Source organism: Pseudomonas tohonis (assembly GCF_012767755.2).
Classification (GTDB): domain Bacteria; phylum Pseudomonadota; class Gammaproteobacteria; order Pseudomonadales; family Pseudomonadaceae; genus Metapseudomonas; species Metapseudomonas tohonis.
On sequence record NZ_AP023189.1, the window covers coordinates 5,798,704 to 5,816,239 of the forward strand.

The window sequence follows — 17,536 nt, forward strand, 5'->3', positions numbered from 1 at the left end:
TTCGGATGAAAAAGGGCTGCACACAGCCCGGGGCCAGGGCCGGTTCAGATCACCGGCGGCTCCCGCTCCAGCAGTGACAACGCCAGGCGGCGCACCTGCTGCAGGTCCACCGGTTTGGTCAGGCAGGCATCGGCCCCGCGCCGACGCGCTTCGGAGAGGCTGGCCTCGTCCACCGCCGCGCTCACCACCAGCACCGGCATGCCGCGCAGGTGCGGGGTGCGGCGCACGTAGTCGAGCACCTCAAGGCCGTCGCCATCGGGCAGGTCGAGGTCCAGCAGCAACAGCGCCGGCGTCTGGGTTTCCAGGGTCGACAGGGCACGCCCGACCGAGCCCGCACCGCGCACCTCGGCCATGTCGCGCAGGCCTTCCTTGAGCACCTTGAGGCAGGCCGGGTGGTCCTCGACGCAGAGCACCTGGGCCAGCACCGGCGCCGGGCTTTCCTGCGCGCCACCGTCCGCCTGGTTCGGCGGTGCGGCGCTGGGCAGGTCGATCCAGAAGCGGCTGCCGATGTCGCGGGTGCTGCTGAAGCCGATCTCCCCGCCCATCAGTTCCGCCAGCTCGCGGCACAGCACCAGGCCGATGCCGGTGCCGGGGATGGTCGAGTTCTCGCGCCCCAGGCGCTGGAAGGGCTGGAACAGCATGGCCTGCTGCTCCTCGCTGAGCCCCGAGCCGCTGTCCGCCACCCACAGCCTGACACCGGCCGAGCGCAGCTCGTAGCCCAGGCTGACCATGCCCTGCGGGCTGTTGTACTTCACCGCGTTGGACAGCAGGTTGAGCAGCACCTGGCGCAGGCGCCGGGCATCGGCCAGGACGAAGAGCGGCGGCTCCGGCGGCGCCATCATCTGCAGGTGCAGCTGGCGGGTCTGCAACTCGGGCTGGATCAGCTCGGCGCAACCGGCCAGCAGCGGGCCGATCTCCACCGGTTTGAGCTGCAGTTGCTGGCGACGGTTCTCGATGCTCGACAGGTCGAGGATGTCGTCCACCAGGGAGGTCAGGTGGCGGCTGGCGTTGACGATCTCCTGGGCGTACTCGGCTTCCTCGCGACGCTCGTCCTTGCCCTCGGTCTCCAGCCCGATCAACTGGGCGAAGCCGTGGATGGCGTTGAGCGGCGTGCGCAATTCGTGGCTCATGCTGGAAAGGAAGCGGCTCTTGGCCTGGCTCGCCGCCATGGCCTCGCGGCTGGCGCGGCGCAACTCGTCCTCCACCTGCTTGAGGCGGGTGATGTCCACATGGGTGCCCGCCACCAGTTGGGCACGGCCTTCGGCATCGCGCTCCAGCACCTTGCCGCGGCTCAGCAGCCAGGCGTACTGGCCATCGGCATCGGCGAAACGGTATTCGGCGTCGAAATTGTCCTGGCCGCTGTCGGCGAAGAACAGCCGCAACCGGCGCACGCGCTCGACGTCGTCTGGGTGCACGCGGTCATTGAAGTCGTTGAAGCTGAGCTCGTCGGAGGGCAGGCCGAAGCGCTTCACGAAGCGCCCGCTCATCTTGATCGACAGCGTGCGCGCGTCCACTTCCCAGAGGCTTTCGGTGGTGCTCTCCAGCACCAGTTCCAGGTTGCGCTGGGCCTCGACGCGCTCTTCCTCGCTGGCGCGCAACTGGTCGCCGGTCTGCTGCACCGCCAGGGCCATGGATTCCAGCTCCATGATCCGGCTGCTCGGCGCCTCGGGGCTGAAGTCGCCCTGGCCGATGCGCTGCATCATCCCGGAGATGCCGGCCAGCGGCACCGAGAGTTCGTCGCTCAGGCGTCGCGAGCGGGCCCACATCCAGGCGAAGAACAGTGCATAGAAGAAGGCCAGGCCGGCGATCAGCAGGTAGCCGATCTGCTGGTAGCGCTCGGCGAGGCGGTTGGTCTCGCGGAAGATGTTGGCCTCGTCCACCACCATCATCAGGCGCCAGCCGGTCTGCGGGATCTCGGTCCAGGCCACCAGTTGCTTGCGCCCGCCGAGCAGCACCTCCTTCATGTTGCCCTGGCCGGACTGCATGGCCTGGAGGATGGGCTGCATCTCGGCGTGCTTGGCCAGGTTGAAGTCTTCCGGCTTGAGCACCTCGCGGCGCACCGCCTCCTCGTAGGAGTAGCGGGTCAGCTCGCGCAGGCCGAAGTCGCGCTCCCCCGCCGCCGGCAGCGCCATGATGCTGTTGTCGCGGCTCACCAGCATGGCGTAGCCCTGCCACGGCACCTTGAGGTTGCTGATGGCGCCGAGCATCTGCCCGACCGTGATATCCAGGCCGACCACGCCTTCGAGGAAATCGTCGCGGTACACCGGCGCGATCGCCGACATCATCCAGCCCTGGCCGGCCGGGTCGAGGTAGACGTCGGTCCAGACCACCTTGCGCCCGGGGTTGTGGCCGGCGTCGGCGAGGTAATAGAAGTTGTAGTCAGGTATCACCATGTCATGGGGATACTGCTCGGGCGTCATGAAGAAGGGGTAGATGCGGTTGTAGCTGTCCCAGCTGTTGAAGTAGACCGCCGCCATCAGCGGGTCGCTCTCGCGGATCGAGCGCATCAGCGGATCGAGCTGCGACAGGCGCAGCGCCTTCTCGTGATCCTGGCGCTCCACCGGCGTGCTGTTGGCATAGAAGGAGGCGGAGCGGCCGTCGTCGCTCTGGGTGTAGAACACGCCATCCTCGCTGAGGCGATGGCGCGAACGCTCCAGCTCGTCGGGCTGGAAGCTGCGGTCCTGCACGGCGCGGGCGGCGCTGTCGCGGAACAACCGGGCGAGGCCCTCGATGCTCTGCAGGCGCCCGTCGATGATCTTGCCCTCCCGCACCACTGCGCTGCCGAGGTCCTCCAGCGCGCTCTGCTGCAGGTAGTCCACCTGGGCATCGCGGATCGCGCTGTTGGTCAGCAGGTAGATGGCGATCAGCACCGACTCCACCAGAATCAGCGGGATCAGCGCGCTTTGCACGAACGCACGCCATATCCACTGGCGCAACGGGTAACGGGGGGAGCGCGGCATTCGGAGGACTCGTTTGAGGGACATCCTGACAATAGCTGGCAATCATAAGCGAAGCCGGCGGACAGCCCAATTGTGCACTGACCGTCGACGCGGAGGCGCCTTTGGCGTACCATCCGCCTCCTAGCTTTACCACTAGAAGCTTTTGGGGCCGATTAGGATTCGACGCCGGTTACAAAACTCTAGGGGCATGCCGAGCTGGTAGCAGACCTCGTAAATCAGCTGCTGCAAACTTATAGTTGCCAACGACGACAACTACGGGGCGGCCCTCGCGGCCTAACCCTTCTGGTGGCTTCGGCCGCCAGCAGTCATAAGGGGATGCCTGTAAACCCGAAATGACTGTCAGATAGAACAGGATCGCCGCCAAGTTCGCTGTAGACGTAACGGCTAAAACTTATACAGCTCGCTCTGAGCACCCTGCCAGTCGGGCCGCAAAGAGCTAACTCAGTAGACTTGGCTAAGCATGTAGTCCCGAAAGCGGCGCACTGGCGGACGGGGGTTCAAATCCCCCCGGCTCCACCAAACGCAAAGCCCCTGAAGATCGCGAGATCTCCAGGGGCTTTTTCTTTGGGCGTCGAAAAGCCACCCTCAGCGGCAGCAAGAAAGCACAGCTACGAAGAAAAGCCCAACTCCTCCACAATCAGCATCCCGCTTGGCGCCCTCACCGCCAGCTTCACCGAATCGTCCCGCACCTCCAGCACCTCGACCTCGATCCCCTGGGTCAGCAACAGCCGCATCACCTGTGTACCCAGCTTCCCATCGAGAAGGTTGATCGACACCACATCGCCCGTCCGGCAGACACCTTCATGTAGTTGCACGTGATACACCTCCGATTTTTCCTGAGGTAGAGGACAGCACAGAGGAAGTGCCAGAGCGAGAGCGCGAGGATGGCTTCGGAGAATTCCCTGGCAGCAAAGAAGGCAGCGCTATGCCCGGGTGCATAGGCGAAAGCGCCTGGCGAAGCTGGTGCTGGAATTTCAGCGAGCATCTCTCTGTCCCCCTACTTCACCCCTCCTTTGCCCCCTGTATCTCCAGGAGCCGCGAAAAATCTTCGAGATTGCTACGCGACAGCTGCACCACCGCCTCCATCAGTGCCCCTTCCCGGTACTCACCGAACCAGGGCCCAGGGAAGCCTTCCCGAAACGCGGTGTTATCCAGGATGATCTCGGCGATTACCTGAACCGTATGCAGCCTCGACTCCAACCGCTCGCGCAGTTCGCGAAGGCGACGTTGTTGAGGGGTCAGTGAAAGCAGATCGGGATCGTTCATGGCAGCACCTCTCTAGACATGGCCATATTTCTGCAGCAGCACCTCCAGCACCGAAAATAACCTGTTTTGGGATAAACCTGAAATAGGTTTATTCAAACCACCGGCCCTCGTTCCGGTGATGCCATGAAAACCATCAACTCCCCGCCCTACCAACGCTTGCTCGAACTACTCATCGCAGCGCGCAATGAGTCGGGCATGACCCAACAGCAGCTGTCAGAGAAGCTGCTGCGCCCTCAGTCCTACGTATCCAAATACGAGCGCGGTGAAAGGCGGCTCGATGTGGTCGAGTTCCTGCTGGTCGTGCAGAGCATTGGTGTGGAGCCCTTTGGGCTTCTACGAGAGATCCAGCCTCTGCTCGACCAGCTCGATAGGAGCCCGAAAGCCTGATCTTGGAGCGACCAACGATGAGAAGCATCGAGCAGGAATTTGCGAAGCGAAGGGCGCACCAAGCGTGTCCCCCCAAACACAAAAAAGCGGGAGCCCTTTGAAAGGCTCCCGCTTTTCATTCCAGGCCCCGCTTCAGCCCATCACTTGTTGCCGGTCAGCGCCGCGTAGCTGGTCATCAGGTTGCGGTAGTCCGGGATGTGGTTGGAGCACAGGGCGGCCAGGCCTTCCACGTCGTTGCGCCAGTCGCGGTGCAGCTCGCAGGCGACGCCGAACCAGTTCATCAGTTGCGCGCCGGCCTGGCTCATGCGGTTCCACGCCGCATCGCGGGTGATTTCGTTGAAGGTGCCGGAGGCGTCGGTCACCACGAACACTTCGAAGCCTTCCTCCAGGGCGGAGAGGGCCGGGAAGGCCACGCAGACCTCGGTCACCACGCCGGCGATGATCAGCTGCTTCTTGCCGGTGGCCTTGATCGCCTTGACGAAGTCCTCATTGTCCCAGGCGTTGATCTGGCCCGGGCGGGCGATGTAGGGCGCGTCCGGGAACAGCGCTTTCAGTTCCGGTACCAGCGGGCCGTTGGGGCCGGTTTCGAAGCTGGTGGTGAGGATGGTCGGCAGCTTGAAGAACTTGGCGAGGTCGGCCAGGGCCAGGACGTTGTTCTTGAACTTGTCCGGCTCGATGTCGCGGACCAGGGACAGCAGGCCGGCCTGGTGGTCGACCAGCAGGACGACGGCGTTGTCTTTATCGAGACGGTTGTAGGTGAAGTGGGTCATGGTGCGTTCCTCGCTTTTCGATAAGGGGTGCCGGTTCGGCGTGGGTGTTCTCTGCTTCGTTGCAGTGGCTGACTGCATGGAGGAAAGATTAAATTTGGCACCCTTGATCCGCTAGACTGCGAAAATTGCCTCTAGCGTTCTATTTACAGAACGATTATCTGTAAGCCCGACGTAACGATCTTGCTGACGGCATGCATCCATAACGTGCGGGAAGGAAGCTATAGCTCACACCAGTTGCGAGGCATCATCATCAAGGCAATCGCGGATGATAAGATGCCGCCTTTTTTAAGGTGCCATAGGGTTATGACGTTCCGCACAGACATCAACGCTCTTAGGGCCTTTGCGGTCCTTTCCGTCGTTCTTTTCCACTTCAAAGTGGACGGTTTTTCCGGCGGCTTCGTTGGCGTCGATATTTTTTTCGCTATTTCTGGCTTCCTGATGACTGGGATCATCTTCAGTGCCTTGCAGGAGGACCGCTTTTCGCTCGTCGACTTCTATTTAGCGCGCGCTCGAAGAATCATTCCTGCCCTCGCTGTGCTTTGTGGCTTCCTGGCAATCTTCGGCTTCGCCTACCTTCCGCTGGACGACTTCCGGGAACTGTTGAGAACGATCAAGAGCGCGCTGCTCTTCAGCTCTAACTTCAAGTTTTCGCAAACTGGAGACTACTTCTCGCTCCCCTTACATGAGAATTGGTTACTCCACACTTGGTCCCTTTCTATAGAGTGGCAGTTTTATCTGATCTACCCTGTATTGACATTGGCGCTTTTTAAATATTTTGGGCTGCACAAAACCCGACTCGTTCTTGTTTTGATTACTGCAATTTCCTTTGCGGCCTCGGTGACTTTTAGCTCCTCTGACCCAATCAATGCCTTTTACATGCTTCCCACACGCGCCTGGGAACTAACTCTCGGCGGCCTGATTTTTCTATTTCCTCTGAGGACGACCATACAAACGGGGCGATTACTCGAAGCGCTCGGAATCGGCCTCATTTTATTCAGTACCTTCTACCTCGACAGCTCCTATGCGTGGCCGGGATATTGGGCACTTCTGCCTGTTGCAGGAACGGTCCTCGTTCTTTATGGCAATTCCAATCTTCCTCTATTCAACTGGCTCCCTATACAACTGATCGGCAAGACCTCCTATTCCATCTATTTATGGCACTGGCCACTTGTGGTCCTCCTTTACCTATGTGGGATGTTGAATAACGCCGCCTACATTACGTTTGGGATCGGGCTCTCATTGCTGATAGGCGCTTTGTCCTATCAGTGCATAGAAAAAAAGGTCAAAAAATCCGCGAACCGCAAACACTCTGCAATCAAATACTCATTACTAGTCATTGGTGTCGTCGCCGGCGCTGCGACTTTATCTTCACTGGTAAAAAAACATCCAAATATTCGATTCGCTTTTGAGGAACCCGCAGAAGTCGTCTATACCAGTAAACTCTACACCCAGAATTGCCGGCAAAATGAATGGGGTGCGGCAGACTGCCAGTTGGATACGGGTCCCATATCAGTGATTCTCTATGGTGATAGTCATGCACAAGCCACAGCTGCAGCGGTGCAGATAGGAAACGACAAAGCAGCTCTGTCCTGGGCGCTTGGCGGATGCCCGACCTTGATGAACTTCAACATGCGCGACAAGGATAAAGAAAAAAAATGCCGCGCCTTCAACGATCAGAAGCTTGCAAATCTGGATGCTGAATATCCTGGTGTACCAGTAGTGCTTCTAAGCCGAGCGGGGCTTTATGCCGACACAAGCAGAGAGAATAGCTACAGCCTCACGTTCGATGATGGATCCGACTTTAAAGACAATTACATAAAAACAGTCTGCAAGATCGCAACCAAGCACCCTGTTTATATCGTAAAACCCATTCCGGAAATGCCCTTCAATATAAATAAGGGTCTGTACTTAAAACATCGCCTACATATGAATCAAGGTGATATCAGCCTTCCGATAGCTGAGTACTTCAAACGCAATACTGCAGCACTGGCCGCCATGGATGCGGCAAAAGAGCAGTGTGGCGCAATGCTCCTGGACCCGCTCCCAATTCTTTGTCCACAGGGGAGATGCATGGGGTCAGAGAATGGAATGCCTCTGTACTTCGATGACAATCACTTGATCGACTTGGGCAACCAGAAACTCGCGCCCTTGTTCGAAGGGATTTTCAAACCCAATGACCGAACTCAAAGCCAGACAACCGGCCAGGCAGATGGGGCGTGAACTAGGCGCAACGCTCATATCAGCTCGCTCAGAGAGTGAACACATCTATTGGCGAGGTTGCTGACCCCGCCTGACACCAGGCTCAGGCATCGGCAGAACTTGCCCCGCGACGAAAGCGTGCCATTGGAACGTCAGCTCTTGCCGGCAAAGACAGGTAGGTTCGGGGCGCCACAGAAGTTATGAGGCGGCAGGCATCGGCATACAATTACCTGCCGGAAACGGCGATATCCGCATCACAAACTTGCCTGCCGATCACGAATTGAGGCCGCCATGAAAGCCACCTCCGATGAACTCCAGCACTTCGTCAGCGTCGTCGAATGCGGCTCCATCAGCGCGGCGGCCGAGCAGTTGGGCCTCACGCCCTCGGCGGTGAGCCGCACGCTGTCGCGCCTGGAAGAGAAGCTCGCCACCACGCTGCTGAACCGCACCACGCGGCGCATGGAGCTGACCGAGGAAGGCCGCTTTTTCTTCGACAATGCCAAGGAGATCCTCCAGCAGATGGAGGCCCTGGAAGAGCGCCTGGCCCTGCGCCAGCAGAAGCCCGCCGGGCGGCTGCGCATCAACGCCGCCTCGCCCTTCATGCTGCATGCGGTGGTGCCCCATATCGGCGATTTCCGCGCGCTCTATCCGGACATCCAGCTGGAGCTGAACACCAACGACCAGATCATCGACCTGCTGGAGCACCGCACGGACCTCGCCATCCGCATCGGGCCGCTGAGCGATTCGACCCTGCATGCGCGGCCCCTGGGCGCCAGCCGCCTGCACCTGGTGGCGAGCCCGGAGTACCTGGCGCGCCACGGCGCCCCAGAGAACGTGGAGGCGCTCAAGACCCACAGCCTGCTCGGGTTCACCCAGCCGGAAAGCCTCAACCAGTGGCCGGTGCGCCACGCCTGCGGTACGCAGCTAGCGGTGCAGCCGAACCTGCGCGCCTCCAGCGGCGAGACCCTGCGCCAGCTGGCCCTGGCTGGCCAGGGCATCACCTGCCTGGCCAGTTTCATGACCGACCAGGACCTGGCCGAGGGCCGCCTGGTGGCGGTGCTGGCCGAACACATGAGCGACTACCGCCAGCCGATCCACGCGGTGTACTACCGCAACTCGCAACTGGCCCTGCGCATCCAATGCTTTCTCGATTTCATCCAGGCGCGCCTGACCGGTGCCCGGGCCTAGCACAAATCCACTCATCCTTGGGGCGGGCTTCCCGAGCCCGGAAAGCTGCTGGCAGGGCGTCTGACAGCGCATTCAGCGACGCAGGGCCGGGCTGCTCTTGAGCATATCCAGCAAGGCATCCACCAGTTGCTCGGCCTGTTCGGCCAGGGGAAAACGCCCCGGCACCAGCAACCAGTGCGCCTGGAGCCCGTCGATATAGGCATGCAGGGTCACCGCGGCGCGGGTGCAATCCAGGCCTTCGGGCAGTTGCCCCTTGGCCACGGCATTGGCCAGGGCACGGGCAATGCGCTGGTCACATTCCTGGCTGAAGCCCTGCATTTTCTGCCGCAGGTCGCCCAGCTCATCGGTGAACTCGCATTTGTGCTGGAGTATTTCGCTGATGCGACGGCTGCGCGGGTCCAGCTCCACGCGCTTGAGCAGCCGCACCAGGAGCTGGCGCATGCGGCCCAGGGGGTCGGGCTCGTCCTCGCTCTCGCTGGCCCGCGCCAGTTCCTCGAGCGGCGTGCGCAGGCGCTCGTGCATGGCCTGGAAGACATCGACCTTGTTCTGGAAGTGCCAATAGATCGCCCCGCGGGATACCCCCGCCTTGCTGGCGATATCGGCCAGGGAGGTGCGCGACACACCCTTGTCGTAGAACACGCGCTCGGCGGCATCGAGGATCTGGATGCGGGTCGCTTCGGCTTCTTCTTTGGTTCGTCTGGCCATGCCGGGGCGGACTCTGGGGGCAGTGGAAGGGGTAAGGAATCGCCTCCCCATCGACACATTATCTGACAGAGAGTACAGAAGAATCATTTACAAACGTTCACGTACGTAAGTATATTCGTTAGCAGACTAAACAATCCACCCACGCTCCCTGCATGGGTATCGCCCGCCCGGGCAAACGTATCGAACGAGGTCTTTTCAGATGCAGAAGAAGCCAGCCTTCGCAGCTATGGTTTCCGCCGTCGCTCTGGCTACGCTCACACTCGCCGGCTGCAAGGAGGCCTCCGCGCCCCCGCCCGCGCAGACACCTCAGGTGGGCATCGTCACCCTGCAAGCACAGCCCTACACCCTGACCACCGAGCTGCCGGGCCGCACCACCGCATTCCGCATCGCCGAGGTACGCCCCCAGGTCGACGGCATCATCCAGAAGCGCCTGTTCAAGGAAGGCACCGAGGTGAAGGCCGGCCAGCAGCTGTATCAGATCGACCCGTCCGTCTATCAGGCGACCTTCAAGAGCGCCGAGGCCACCCTCGCCTCCAGCCGCTCCCTGGCCGACCGCTACAAGGACCTGGTGACCGACCAGGCCGTCAGCCGCCAGGCCTACGACGAGGCCCAGGCGTCGCGCCTGTCGGCCGAAGCCGCGCTGGAGAAGGCGCGCATCGACCTGCGCTACACCAAGGTACTGGCCCCCATTTCCGGGCGCATCGGCCGCTCCTCGGTCACCGAGGGCGCCCTGGTGAACAACGGCCAGGCCGCCGCCATGGCGACCATCCAGCAGCTCGACCCGATCTACGTCGACGTCACCCAGCCGACCAAGGACCTGCTGCGCCTGCGCCGCGACCTGGAGAGCGGCCAGCTGCAGAAGGCCGGCGACAACGCCGCCAAGGTCAAGCTGATGCTCGAGGACGGCAGCGAGTACGCGCACGAAGGCACCCTGGAGTTCTCCGAAGTCTCGGTGGACGAAGGCACCGGCTCGGTGACCCTGCGCGCCGTGTTCCCCAATCCCGACCACGACCTGCTGCCGGGCATGTTCGTCCACGCGCAGCTGAGCTCCGGGGTCAAGCAGCAGGCCATCCTCGCGCCGCAGCAGGGCGTGACCCGCGACCTCAAGGGCCAGGCCACCGCGCTGGTGGTCAACGCCGAGAACAAGGTGGAGCTGCGCCAGCTGGAAGCGGACCGCACCGTCGGCGACCGCTGGCTGGTGACCAAGGGCCTCAACCCGGGTGACAAGCTGATCACCGAAGGCCTGCAGTTCGTCCGCCCCGGCGCCGAAGTGAAGACCGCCCCCGCGACCAACGTCGCCGAATCGAAGTCGGTGGACCCCGACCTGGCGAAAAGCCAATAAGGAGCGACCTTCATGTCGAAGTTCTTCATCGACCGGCCGATCTTCGCCTGGGTGATCGCGCTGGTGATCATGCTCGCGGGCGGCCTGGCCATCCTCAAACTCCCGATCAACCAGTACCCGAGCATCGCCGCGCCCGCCGTCGGCATCCAGGTCAGCTACCCCGGCGCCTCGGCGCAGACGGTGCAGGACACTGTGGTGCAGGTGATCGAGCAACAGCTCAACGGCATCGACGGCCTGCGCTACATCTCCTCGGAGAGCAACTCCGACGGCAGCATGACCATCACCGCCACCTTCGAGCAGGGCACCAACCCCGACATCGCCCAGGTGCAGGTGCAGAACAAGCTGCAACTGGCGACTCCGCTGCTGCCGCAAGAAGTGCAGCAGCAGGGCATCCGCGTCACCAAGGCCGTGAAGAACTTCCTGCTAGTGATCGGCGTGGTGTCGACGGACGGTTCCATGGACAAGAACGACCTGTCCAACTACATCGTCTCCAACATGCAGGACCCGATCTCGCGCACCAAGGGCGTGGGTGACTTCCAGGTGTTCGGCTCGCAATACGCCATGCGCATCTGGCTCGACCCGGCACGGCTGAACAACTACCAGCTGACCCCGGTCGACGTGAAGAGCGCCATCCAGGCGCAGAACGTGCAGGTCTCCTCCGGCCAGCTCGGCGGCCTGCCCGCCTCCCCCGGCACCCAGCTCAACGCCACCATCATCGGCAAGACCCGCCTGCAGACGCCCGAGCAGTTCGGCGCCATCCTGCTCAAGGTCAACCGCGACGGCTCCCAGGTGCGCCTGCGTGACGTCGCCCGCATCGAGCTCGGCGGCGAGAACTACGCCATCAGCGCCCAGTACAACGGCAAGCCCGCCTCGGGCCTGGCGATCAAGCTGGCCACCGGCGCCAACGCCCTGGACACCGCCAAGGCCATCCGCGAAACCATCGACCAGTTGAAGCCCTTCTTCCCCGCCGGCATGGAAGTGGTCTTCCCCTACGACACCACCCCGGTGGTCTCGGCCTCCATCGAAGGCGTGGTGCACACCCTGGGCGAAGCCATCGTCCTGGTGTTCCTGGTGATGTTCCTGTTCCTGCAGAACTTCCGCGCCACCATCATCCCCACCCTCGCGGTGCCGGTGGTGCTGCTCGGCACCTTCGGCGTGCTGGCGATGTTCGGCTTCACCATCAACACCCTGACCATGTTCGCCATGGTCCTGGCCATCGGCCTGCTGGTGGACGACGCCATCGTTGTGGTGGAGAACGTCGAGCGGGTGATGGCCGAGGAAGGCCTCTCGCCGCTGGAAGCCACGCGCAAGTCCATGGGCCAGATCCAGGGCGCGCTGGTGGGCATCGCCCTGGTGCTCTCGGCGGTGTTCCTGCCGATGGCCTTCTTCGGCGGCTCCACGGGCGTGATCTACCGCCAGTTCTCCATCACCATCGTCTCCGCCATGGCGCTCTCGGTGCTGGTGGCCCTGGTGTTCACCCCGGCCCTCTGCGCCACCATGCTCAAGCCCATCGCCAAGGGCCACCACGCGCCCAAACGCGGCTTCTTCGGCTGGTTCAACCGCACCTTCGACCGCAGCGTGAACGGCTACGAGCGCGGCGTGCGCGCCATCCTCAAGCGCAAGGCGCCGTACATCCTCATGTACCTGGTGATCGTCGCGGCCATGGCCTGGCTGTTCACCCGCATCCCCACCGCCTTCCTCCCCGAGGAAGACCAGGGCGTGCTCTTCGCCCAGGTGCAGACCCCGGCGGGCGCCAGTGCCGAACGCACCCAGGTGGTGGTCGACCAGATGCGCGAGTACCTGCTCGATGCCGAGAAGGACACCGTCAAATCCGTGTTCACCGTCACCGGCTTCAACTTCGCCGGCCGCGGCCAGAGCTCGGGCATGGCCTTCATCATGCTCAAGCCCTGGGAAGAGCGCCCCGGCGCCGAGCACAGCGTGTTCTCCCTGGCCCAGCGTGCCCAGCAGCACTTCTTCAGCTTCCGCGACGCGATGGTGTTCGCCTTCGCCCCGCCCGCGGTACTGGAGCTGGGTAACGCCACCGGCTTCAACTTCTTCCTCCAGGACCGCGCCGGGGTCGGCCACGAGCAGCTCAACGCCGCCCGTGACAAGTTCCTCGAACTGGCGGCGAAGAACCCGGTGCTGACCCGCGTGCGTGCCAACGGCCTGTACGACGAGCCGCAGTACCAGCTGCAGATCGACGACGAGAAGGCCCGTGCCCACGGCGTCTCCCTGGCGGACATCAACAACACCGTGTCCATCGCCTGGGGCGCCAGCTACGTCAACGACTTCATCGACCGTGGCCGGGTGAAGAAGGTCTACCTGCAAGGCGTACCGGAGGCGCGGATGAACCCCGACGACCTCGGCAAGTGGTACGTGCGCAACGACCAGAACGAGATGGTGCCCTTCAGCGCCTTCGCCTCCGGCGAGTGGGTGTACGGCGCGCCGAAACTGGCCCGCTACAACGGCGTGCCGGCCATCGAGATCCTCGGCGAAGCGGCCCCCGGCCACAGCTCCGGCGAGGCCATGGCGGCGGTCGAGGAAATCATCAAGCAACTGCCGGCCGGCGTCGGCTACTCCTGGACCGGCCTGTCCTACGAGGAGCGCCTCTCCGGTGCCCAGGCGCCGGCGCTCTACGCGCTGTCGCTGCTGGTGGTGTTCCTCTGCCTGGCGGCCCTGTACGAAAGCTGGTCGATTCCCTTCTCGGTGATGCTGGTGGTGCCCCTGGGCATCCTCGGTGCGCTGCTGTTCACCAGCATGCGCGGGCTCTCCAACGACGTGTTCTTCCAGGTGGGCCTGCTCACCACCATCGGCCTCTCGGCGAAGAACGCGATCCTCATCGTCGAGTTCGCCAAGGAGCTGCACGAGCAGGGCATGAGCCTGTTCGACGCCGCCATCGAGGCCTGCCGCATGCGCCTGCGCCCGATCATCATGACCTCGCTGGCGTTCATCCTCGGCGTGGTCCCCATGGCCATCTCCAGCGGCGCAGGCTCCGGCAGCCAGCACGCCATCGGCACCGGCGTGATCGGCGGCATGCTCACCGCGACGGTCCTGGCGATCTTCTGGGTCCCGCTGTTCTACGTACTGGTCTGCTCGCTGTTCAAGGACAAGCGCAGCAAAGACGAACTGACCAAGGAGGCCGCCGAATGAGGCAGTCCCTGCTGACCCTCGCCATCGCCAGCGTCCTGCTCGGTGGCTGCTCGCTGATCCCCGACTACCAGCGCCCCGAGGCGCCGGTGGACGGCACCTGGCCCCAGGGCGAGGCCTACACCGCCAACGGCGCGACCCAGACCGAGGTGGCCGCGCCCGACCTCGGCTGGCGCGAGTTCTTCAAGGACCCGGCGCTGCAACGCCTGGTGGAGACCGCCCTGGCCAACAACCGCGACCTGCGCGTGGCCGCGTTGAACATCGACGCCTACCGCGCGCAGTACCGCATCCAGCGCTCCGAGCTGTTCCCCAGCGTCTCGGCCGACGGCAGCGGCACCCGCCAGCGGCTGCCCGCCGACCTCTCCAGCAGCGGTCGCGCCACCACCAGCGGCCAGTACTCGGCCACGGTGGGCGTCAGCGCCTGGGAGATCGACTTCTTCGGCCGCCTGCGCAGCCTCAACGAGCAGACCCTGGAGCAGTACTTCGCCAGCGAGGAAGCCCGCCGCAGCACGCAGATCAGCCTGGTGGCCAGCGTCGCCAACGCCTACCTGACCTTGCAGGCCGACCAGTCGCTGCTCAAGCTGACCCGCGACACCCTCAAGACCTACCAGGAAAGCCTCGCCCTCACCCAGCGCAGCTTCGACGTCGGCGTCGCCGATGCCCTGGCCCTTAGCCAGGCGCGCACCGCCGTGGAAAGCGCCCAGGTCACCCTCGCGCAGTACAGCCGCCTGGTGGCCCAGGACCGCAACGCCCTGGCCCTGCTGCTGGGCAATGGCGTCCCCGGCGACCTGCCGCAAGGCGAGGTACTGGGCGACGACCAGCTCGCCGAAGTGCCCGCCGGCCTGCCGTCCGAACTGCTGCAGCGCCGCCCGGACGTGCTCCAGGCCGAGCACCAGCTCAAGGCCGCCAACGCCAGCATCGGCGCCGCCCGCGCCGCGTTCTTCCCCAGCATCAGCCTCACCGCCAATGCCGGGACCAAGAGCGCCGAGCTTTCCGGCCTGTTCGACGGGGGTTCCGGCAGCTGGCTGTTCCAGCCGCAGATCAACCTGCCGATCTTCACTGCCGGCCGCCTCAAGGCCAACCTCGACTACGCCGAGGTGCAGAAGGACATCCAGGTGGCGCAGTACGAAAAAGCCATCCAGACCGCCTTCCAGGAAGTCGCCGACGGCCTCGCCGCCCGCACCACCTTCGAGGAGCAGCTCACCGCCCAGCGCAACCTGGTACGCACCTCCGAGGACTACTACCGCCTGGCCGAGCGCCGCTACCGCACCGGCGTGGACAGCTACCTGACCCTGCTCGATGCCCAGCGCCAGCTGTTCAGCGCACGCCAGCAACTGATCAGCGACCGCCTCAACCAGCTCACCAGCGAGGTCAACCTGTACAAGGCCCTCGGCGGTGGCTGGAACGAGCGCACCACCAGCGCCCAGGCGGCACCGACCACCCCGCAATCCTGATTCGCGTGTCCAGGCCCATGGATTGGGCCACCCTTGCTGCGCGAGGCCCCCATCGGACTTGATGGGGGCTTTTTTATTGCGCGCGCAAAACATGCGCGCACGCGCCCATCCCACCCGCCCCAAGTTGATGCAGCACTGTTCGATCGGTCAGGTAAGCGCGCCCATAACCGTGCACGGGCACGCCTCCCGCAAGTCGGAAAAACCCGTTGGTCACGAAACAACCGCTTGAAACATCGGGGTTTATCCAGATAATCCCGCGCCCGGGGAAGGCGTCGGAGAAAACTGGCTCCTTTCTTGCTCTGGCAGCCAAGCCTGACCAATCAGACAACTTCTACGCAGATAGAAAGATAACCAAGCACCAGGAGCCCAACCCGAATGAACCGTACCCTCTCCGCTCTCGCGCTCGCCGGTGGCCTGCTGGCCTGCGGCCAAGCCCTGGCCGACGGCCCGCTGCTGTGGCAGAACAACAGCGTCACCTACCTGTACGGCAAGGATTTCAAGGTCAACCCGGAAATCCAGCAGACCTTCACCTTCGAGCACGCCAGCGGCTGGACCTGGGGCGACCTGTTCATCTTCGCCGACCAGATCAATTACAACGGCAAGGCCGACGCCAACGCCGGCAACAACACCTACTACGGTGAAATCTCCCCGCGCCTGTCCTTCGGCAAGCTGTTCGACCAGAAGATCGCCTTCGGCCCGGTGACAGACGTGCTGCTGGCCGCCACCTACGAGCGTGGCGAGAACCGCACCCAGAACTACCTGCTCGGCCCGGGCTTCGACCTGGCCATTCCCGGCTTCGACTACTTCCAGCTGAACTTCTACTACCGCAAGCCCGACGGCATCACCAACAACCCCGCCGGCCAGTGGCAGGTCACCCCGGTGTGGTCCTACACCATCCCCGTGGGCAGCTCGGACATCCTCATCGACGGCTTCATGGACTGGGTGTGGAACAACAAGGACGCCACCAGCAGCCGCCCGAACGACCTGCACGCCAACCTGCACTTCAACCCGCAGATCAAGTACGACCTGGGCAAGGCCCTGGACCTGGGCGCCAAGCAGCTCTACGTCGGTGTCGAGTACGACTACTGGAGCAACAAGTACGCCATCGACGACAACAGCTTCCTCGGTGACGAGATCCTCGGCGGTACCGACCAGAACACCGCCAGCCTGCTGGTCAAAGTGCACTTCTGATCGCCCCCCGCCCCGTCGCCTTCCGGGCGGCGGGGAACCTCGCGCGCCGGGCTCGTGCCGGCGCCGGGTTCGGTGATATGTTTGCCCGGCTTCAGTCCGTGCAGCCCGAGGGATCGATGAGCAGCAACCGCAAGATCGGCATCCGCATCAAGAACACCGAAAAGATCCTCCTGGCCGCCGAGAAGGTCTTCGCCGAGCGGGGCTTCGCCGCCACCTCCATGCAGGACATCGCCCAGGAAGTCGGCCTCCCCAAATCCAACCTGCACTACTACTTCGCGACCAAGGAAGACCTCTACCGGGCCGTGTTGCAGAGCCTGCTGGAAGAGTGGGAGCAGGACGGCACCTGCTTCGAGATGTTCGACGACCCCAGCGTCGCGCTGACCAGCTACATCCGCGCCAAGATGAACCGCTCGCGCACCCGCCCCCACGGCTCCAAGGTCTGGGCAGCGGAGATCATCCACGGCGCCCCCCAGCTCAAGGAAGCCCTCGACGGCCCGCTCTACGAATGGGCCAAGCTGAAGGAAGAAAAGATCCGCCAGTGGGTCGAGAGCAAGCGCATCCTCCCGGTCGAGCCCTCCAGCCTCCTCTACATGATCTGGGCCTCGACCCAGCACTACGCCGACTTCAGCCACCAGGTGACGGTGCTCAACAACCACCAGCCGCTGAACGACCAGCAGTTCGAACGCGCCGTGCAGACCGTCACCGCCGTCATCCTGCGCGGCATTGGCCTGGCGACTTAGAAGCAGCGGCAAGCTTCAAGTTGCAAGCGGCAAGAAAGGGTCCTGAGTGGCTGGGCGTGGGTGCCCAGCCTATGCATGTGAGGGGCTTGGATAGCTGGAAGCCGGAAGCGTATAGCTGGAAGAAATGCCCAAGCGTGGCTGGGAGTGGGTGCCCCCGTAGGGTGGGCCGGGCGGCGCTCCGCTTCAG

13 protein-coding genes and 1 other RNA gene are annotated in these 17,536 nt (G+C 63.3%); 9 read left to right on the forward strand and 5 right to left on the reverse strand.

All coding sequences use genetic code 11. From position 1 onward, the window contains the following. Nucleotides 1–44: 44 nt before the first annotated feature. Nucleotides 45–2,960, reverse strand: coding sequence for an ATP-binding protein (locus HSX14_RS26645; RefSeq protein WP_173179032.1), 2,916 nt, complete (start codon nucleotides 2,958–2,960; stop codon nucleotides 45–47). 144 nt (nucleotides 2,961–3,104) lie between these two features. Here HSX14_RS26645 and ssrA point away from each other — a divergent pair. Next, nucleotides 3,105–3,479: a transfer-messenger RNA gene (ssrA, locus tag HSX14_RS26650) on the forward strand. 89 nt (nucleotides 3,480–3,568) lie between these two features. On the opposite strand, the gene HSX14_RS26655 is transcribed toward ssrA, so the two are convergent. After that, nucleotides 3,569–3,775: a carbon storage regulator gene (locus HSX14_RS26655; RefSeq protein WP_173179034.1), complete on the reverse strand. Its 207-nt coding sequence runs from the start codon at nucleotides 3,773–3,775 to the stop codon at nucleotides 3,569–3,571. A gap of 187 nt (nucleotides 3,776–3,962) precedes the next feature. Further along, nucleotides 3,963–4,226, reverse strand: a complete 264-nt coding sequence (locus HSX14_RS26660) for a hypothetical protein (RefSeq protein ID WP_173179036.1) — start codon at nucleotides 4,224–4,226, stop codon at nucleotides 3,963–3,965. 123 nt (nucleotides 4,227–4,349) lie between these two features. Between HSX14_RS26660 and HSX14_RS26665 the strand changes: the two genes are divergently transcribed. Continuing rightward, entirely contained in the window at nucleotides 4,350–4,613 is a 264-nt protein-coding gene (locus HSX14_RS26665; protein WP_173179038.1) for a helix-turn-helix domain-containing protein, read from the forward strand. 140 nt (nucleotides 4,614–4,753) lie between these two features. Here HSX14_RS26665 and ycaC read toward each other — a convergent pair whose 3' ends face one another. Beyond that, nucleotides 4,754–5,383 (reverse strand): isochorismate family cysteine hydrolase YcaC, encoded by a 630-nt coding sequence (gene ycaC / locus HSX14_RS26670; RefSeq protein ID WP_175384284.1) that lies wholly within the window; start codon nucleotides 5,381–5,383, stop codon nucleotides 4,754–4,756. 303 nt (nucleotides 5,384–5,686) lie between these two features. Between ycaC and HSX14_RS26675 the strand changes: the two genes are divergently transcribed. Then, entirely contained in the window at nucleotides 5,687–7,603 is a 1,917-nt protein-coding gene (locus tag HSX14_RS26675) for an acyltransferase family protein (RefSeq protein ID WP_173171692.1), read from the forward strand. Between the two features lie 270 nt (nucleotides 7,604–7,873). Then, nucleotides 7,874–8,770, forward strand: a complete 897-nt coding sequence (locus tag HSX14_RS26680; RefSeq protein ID WP_173171689.1) for a LysR family transcriptional regulator — start codon at nucleotides 7,874–7,876, stop codon at nucleotides 8,768–8,770. Between the two features lie 72 nt (nucleotides 8,771–8,842). Here HSX14_RS26680 and HSX14_RS26685 read toward each other — a convergent pair whose 3' ends face one another. Further along, complete coding sequence (locus tag HSX14_RS26685; protein ID WP_173171687.1) at nucleotides 8,843–9,475, reverse strand: TetR family transcriptional regulator; 633 nt, start codon at nucleotides 9,473–9,475, stop codon at nucleotides 8,843–8,845. A 199-nt stretch (nucleotides 9,476–9,674) separates the two neighbouring features. Between HSX14_RS26685 and HSX14_RS26690 the strand changes: the two genes are divergently transcribed. From HSX14_RS26690 to HSX14_RS26710, 5 genes are all read left to right on the forward strand, one after another. Next, a complete protein-coding gene (locus HSX14_RS26690) occupies nucleotides 9,675–10,817 on the forward strand; it encodes an efflux RND transporter periplasmic adaptor subunit (protein ID WP_173171685.1) in 1,143 nt (380 codons plus the stop codon). Nucleotides 10,818–10,829: 12 nt separating this feature from the next. Continuing rightward, the gene (locus tag HSX14_RS26695; RefSeq protein ID WP_173171683.1) at nucleotides 10,830–13,967 is read left to right on the forward strand and encodes an efflux RND transporter permease subunit; all 3,138 of its coding nucleotides are present in this window, start codon (nucleotides 10,830–10,832) and stop codon (nucleotides 13,965–13,967) included. Then, nucleotides 13,964–15,418 (forward strand): AdeC/AdeK/OprM family multidrug efflux complex outer membrane factor, encoded by a 1,455-nt coding sequence (locus HSX14_RS26700; protein ID WP_173171682.1) that lies wholly within the window; start codon nucleotides 13,964–13,966, stop codon nucleotides 15,416–15,418. The genes HSX14_RS26695 and HSX14_RS26700 overlap by 4 nt, the downstream gene beginning before the upstream one ends. Before the next feature lie 375 nt (nucleotides 15,419–15,793). Then, entirely contained in the window at nucleotides 15,794–16,609 is an 816-nt protein-coding gene (locus HSX14_RS26705; RefSeq protein ID WP_173171681.1) for an outer membrane protein OmpK, read from the forward strand. 116 nt (nucleotides 16,610–16,725) lie between these two features. Continuing rightward, entirely contained in the window at nucleotides 16,726–17,349 is a 624-nt protein-coding gene (locus tag HSX14_RS26710; RefSeq protein ID WP_111261972.1) for a TetR/AcrR family transcriptional regulator, read from the forward strand. The last annotated feature ends 187 nt before the right edge of the window (nucleotides 17,350–17,536 follow it).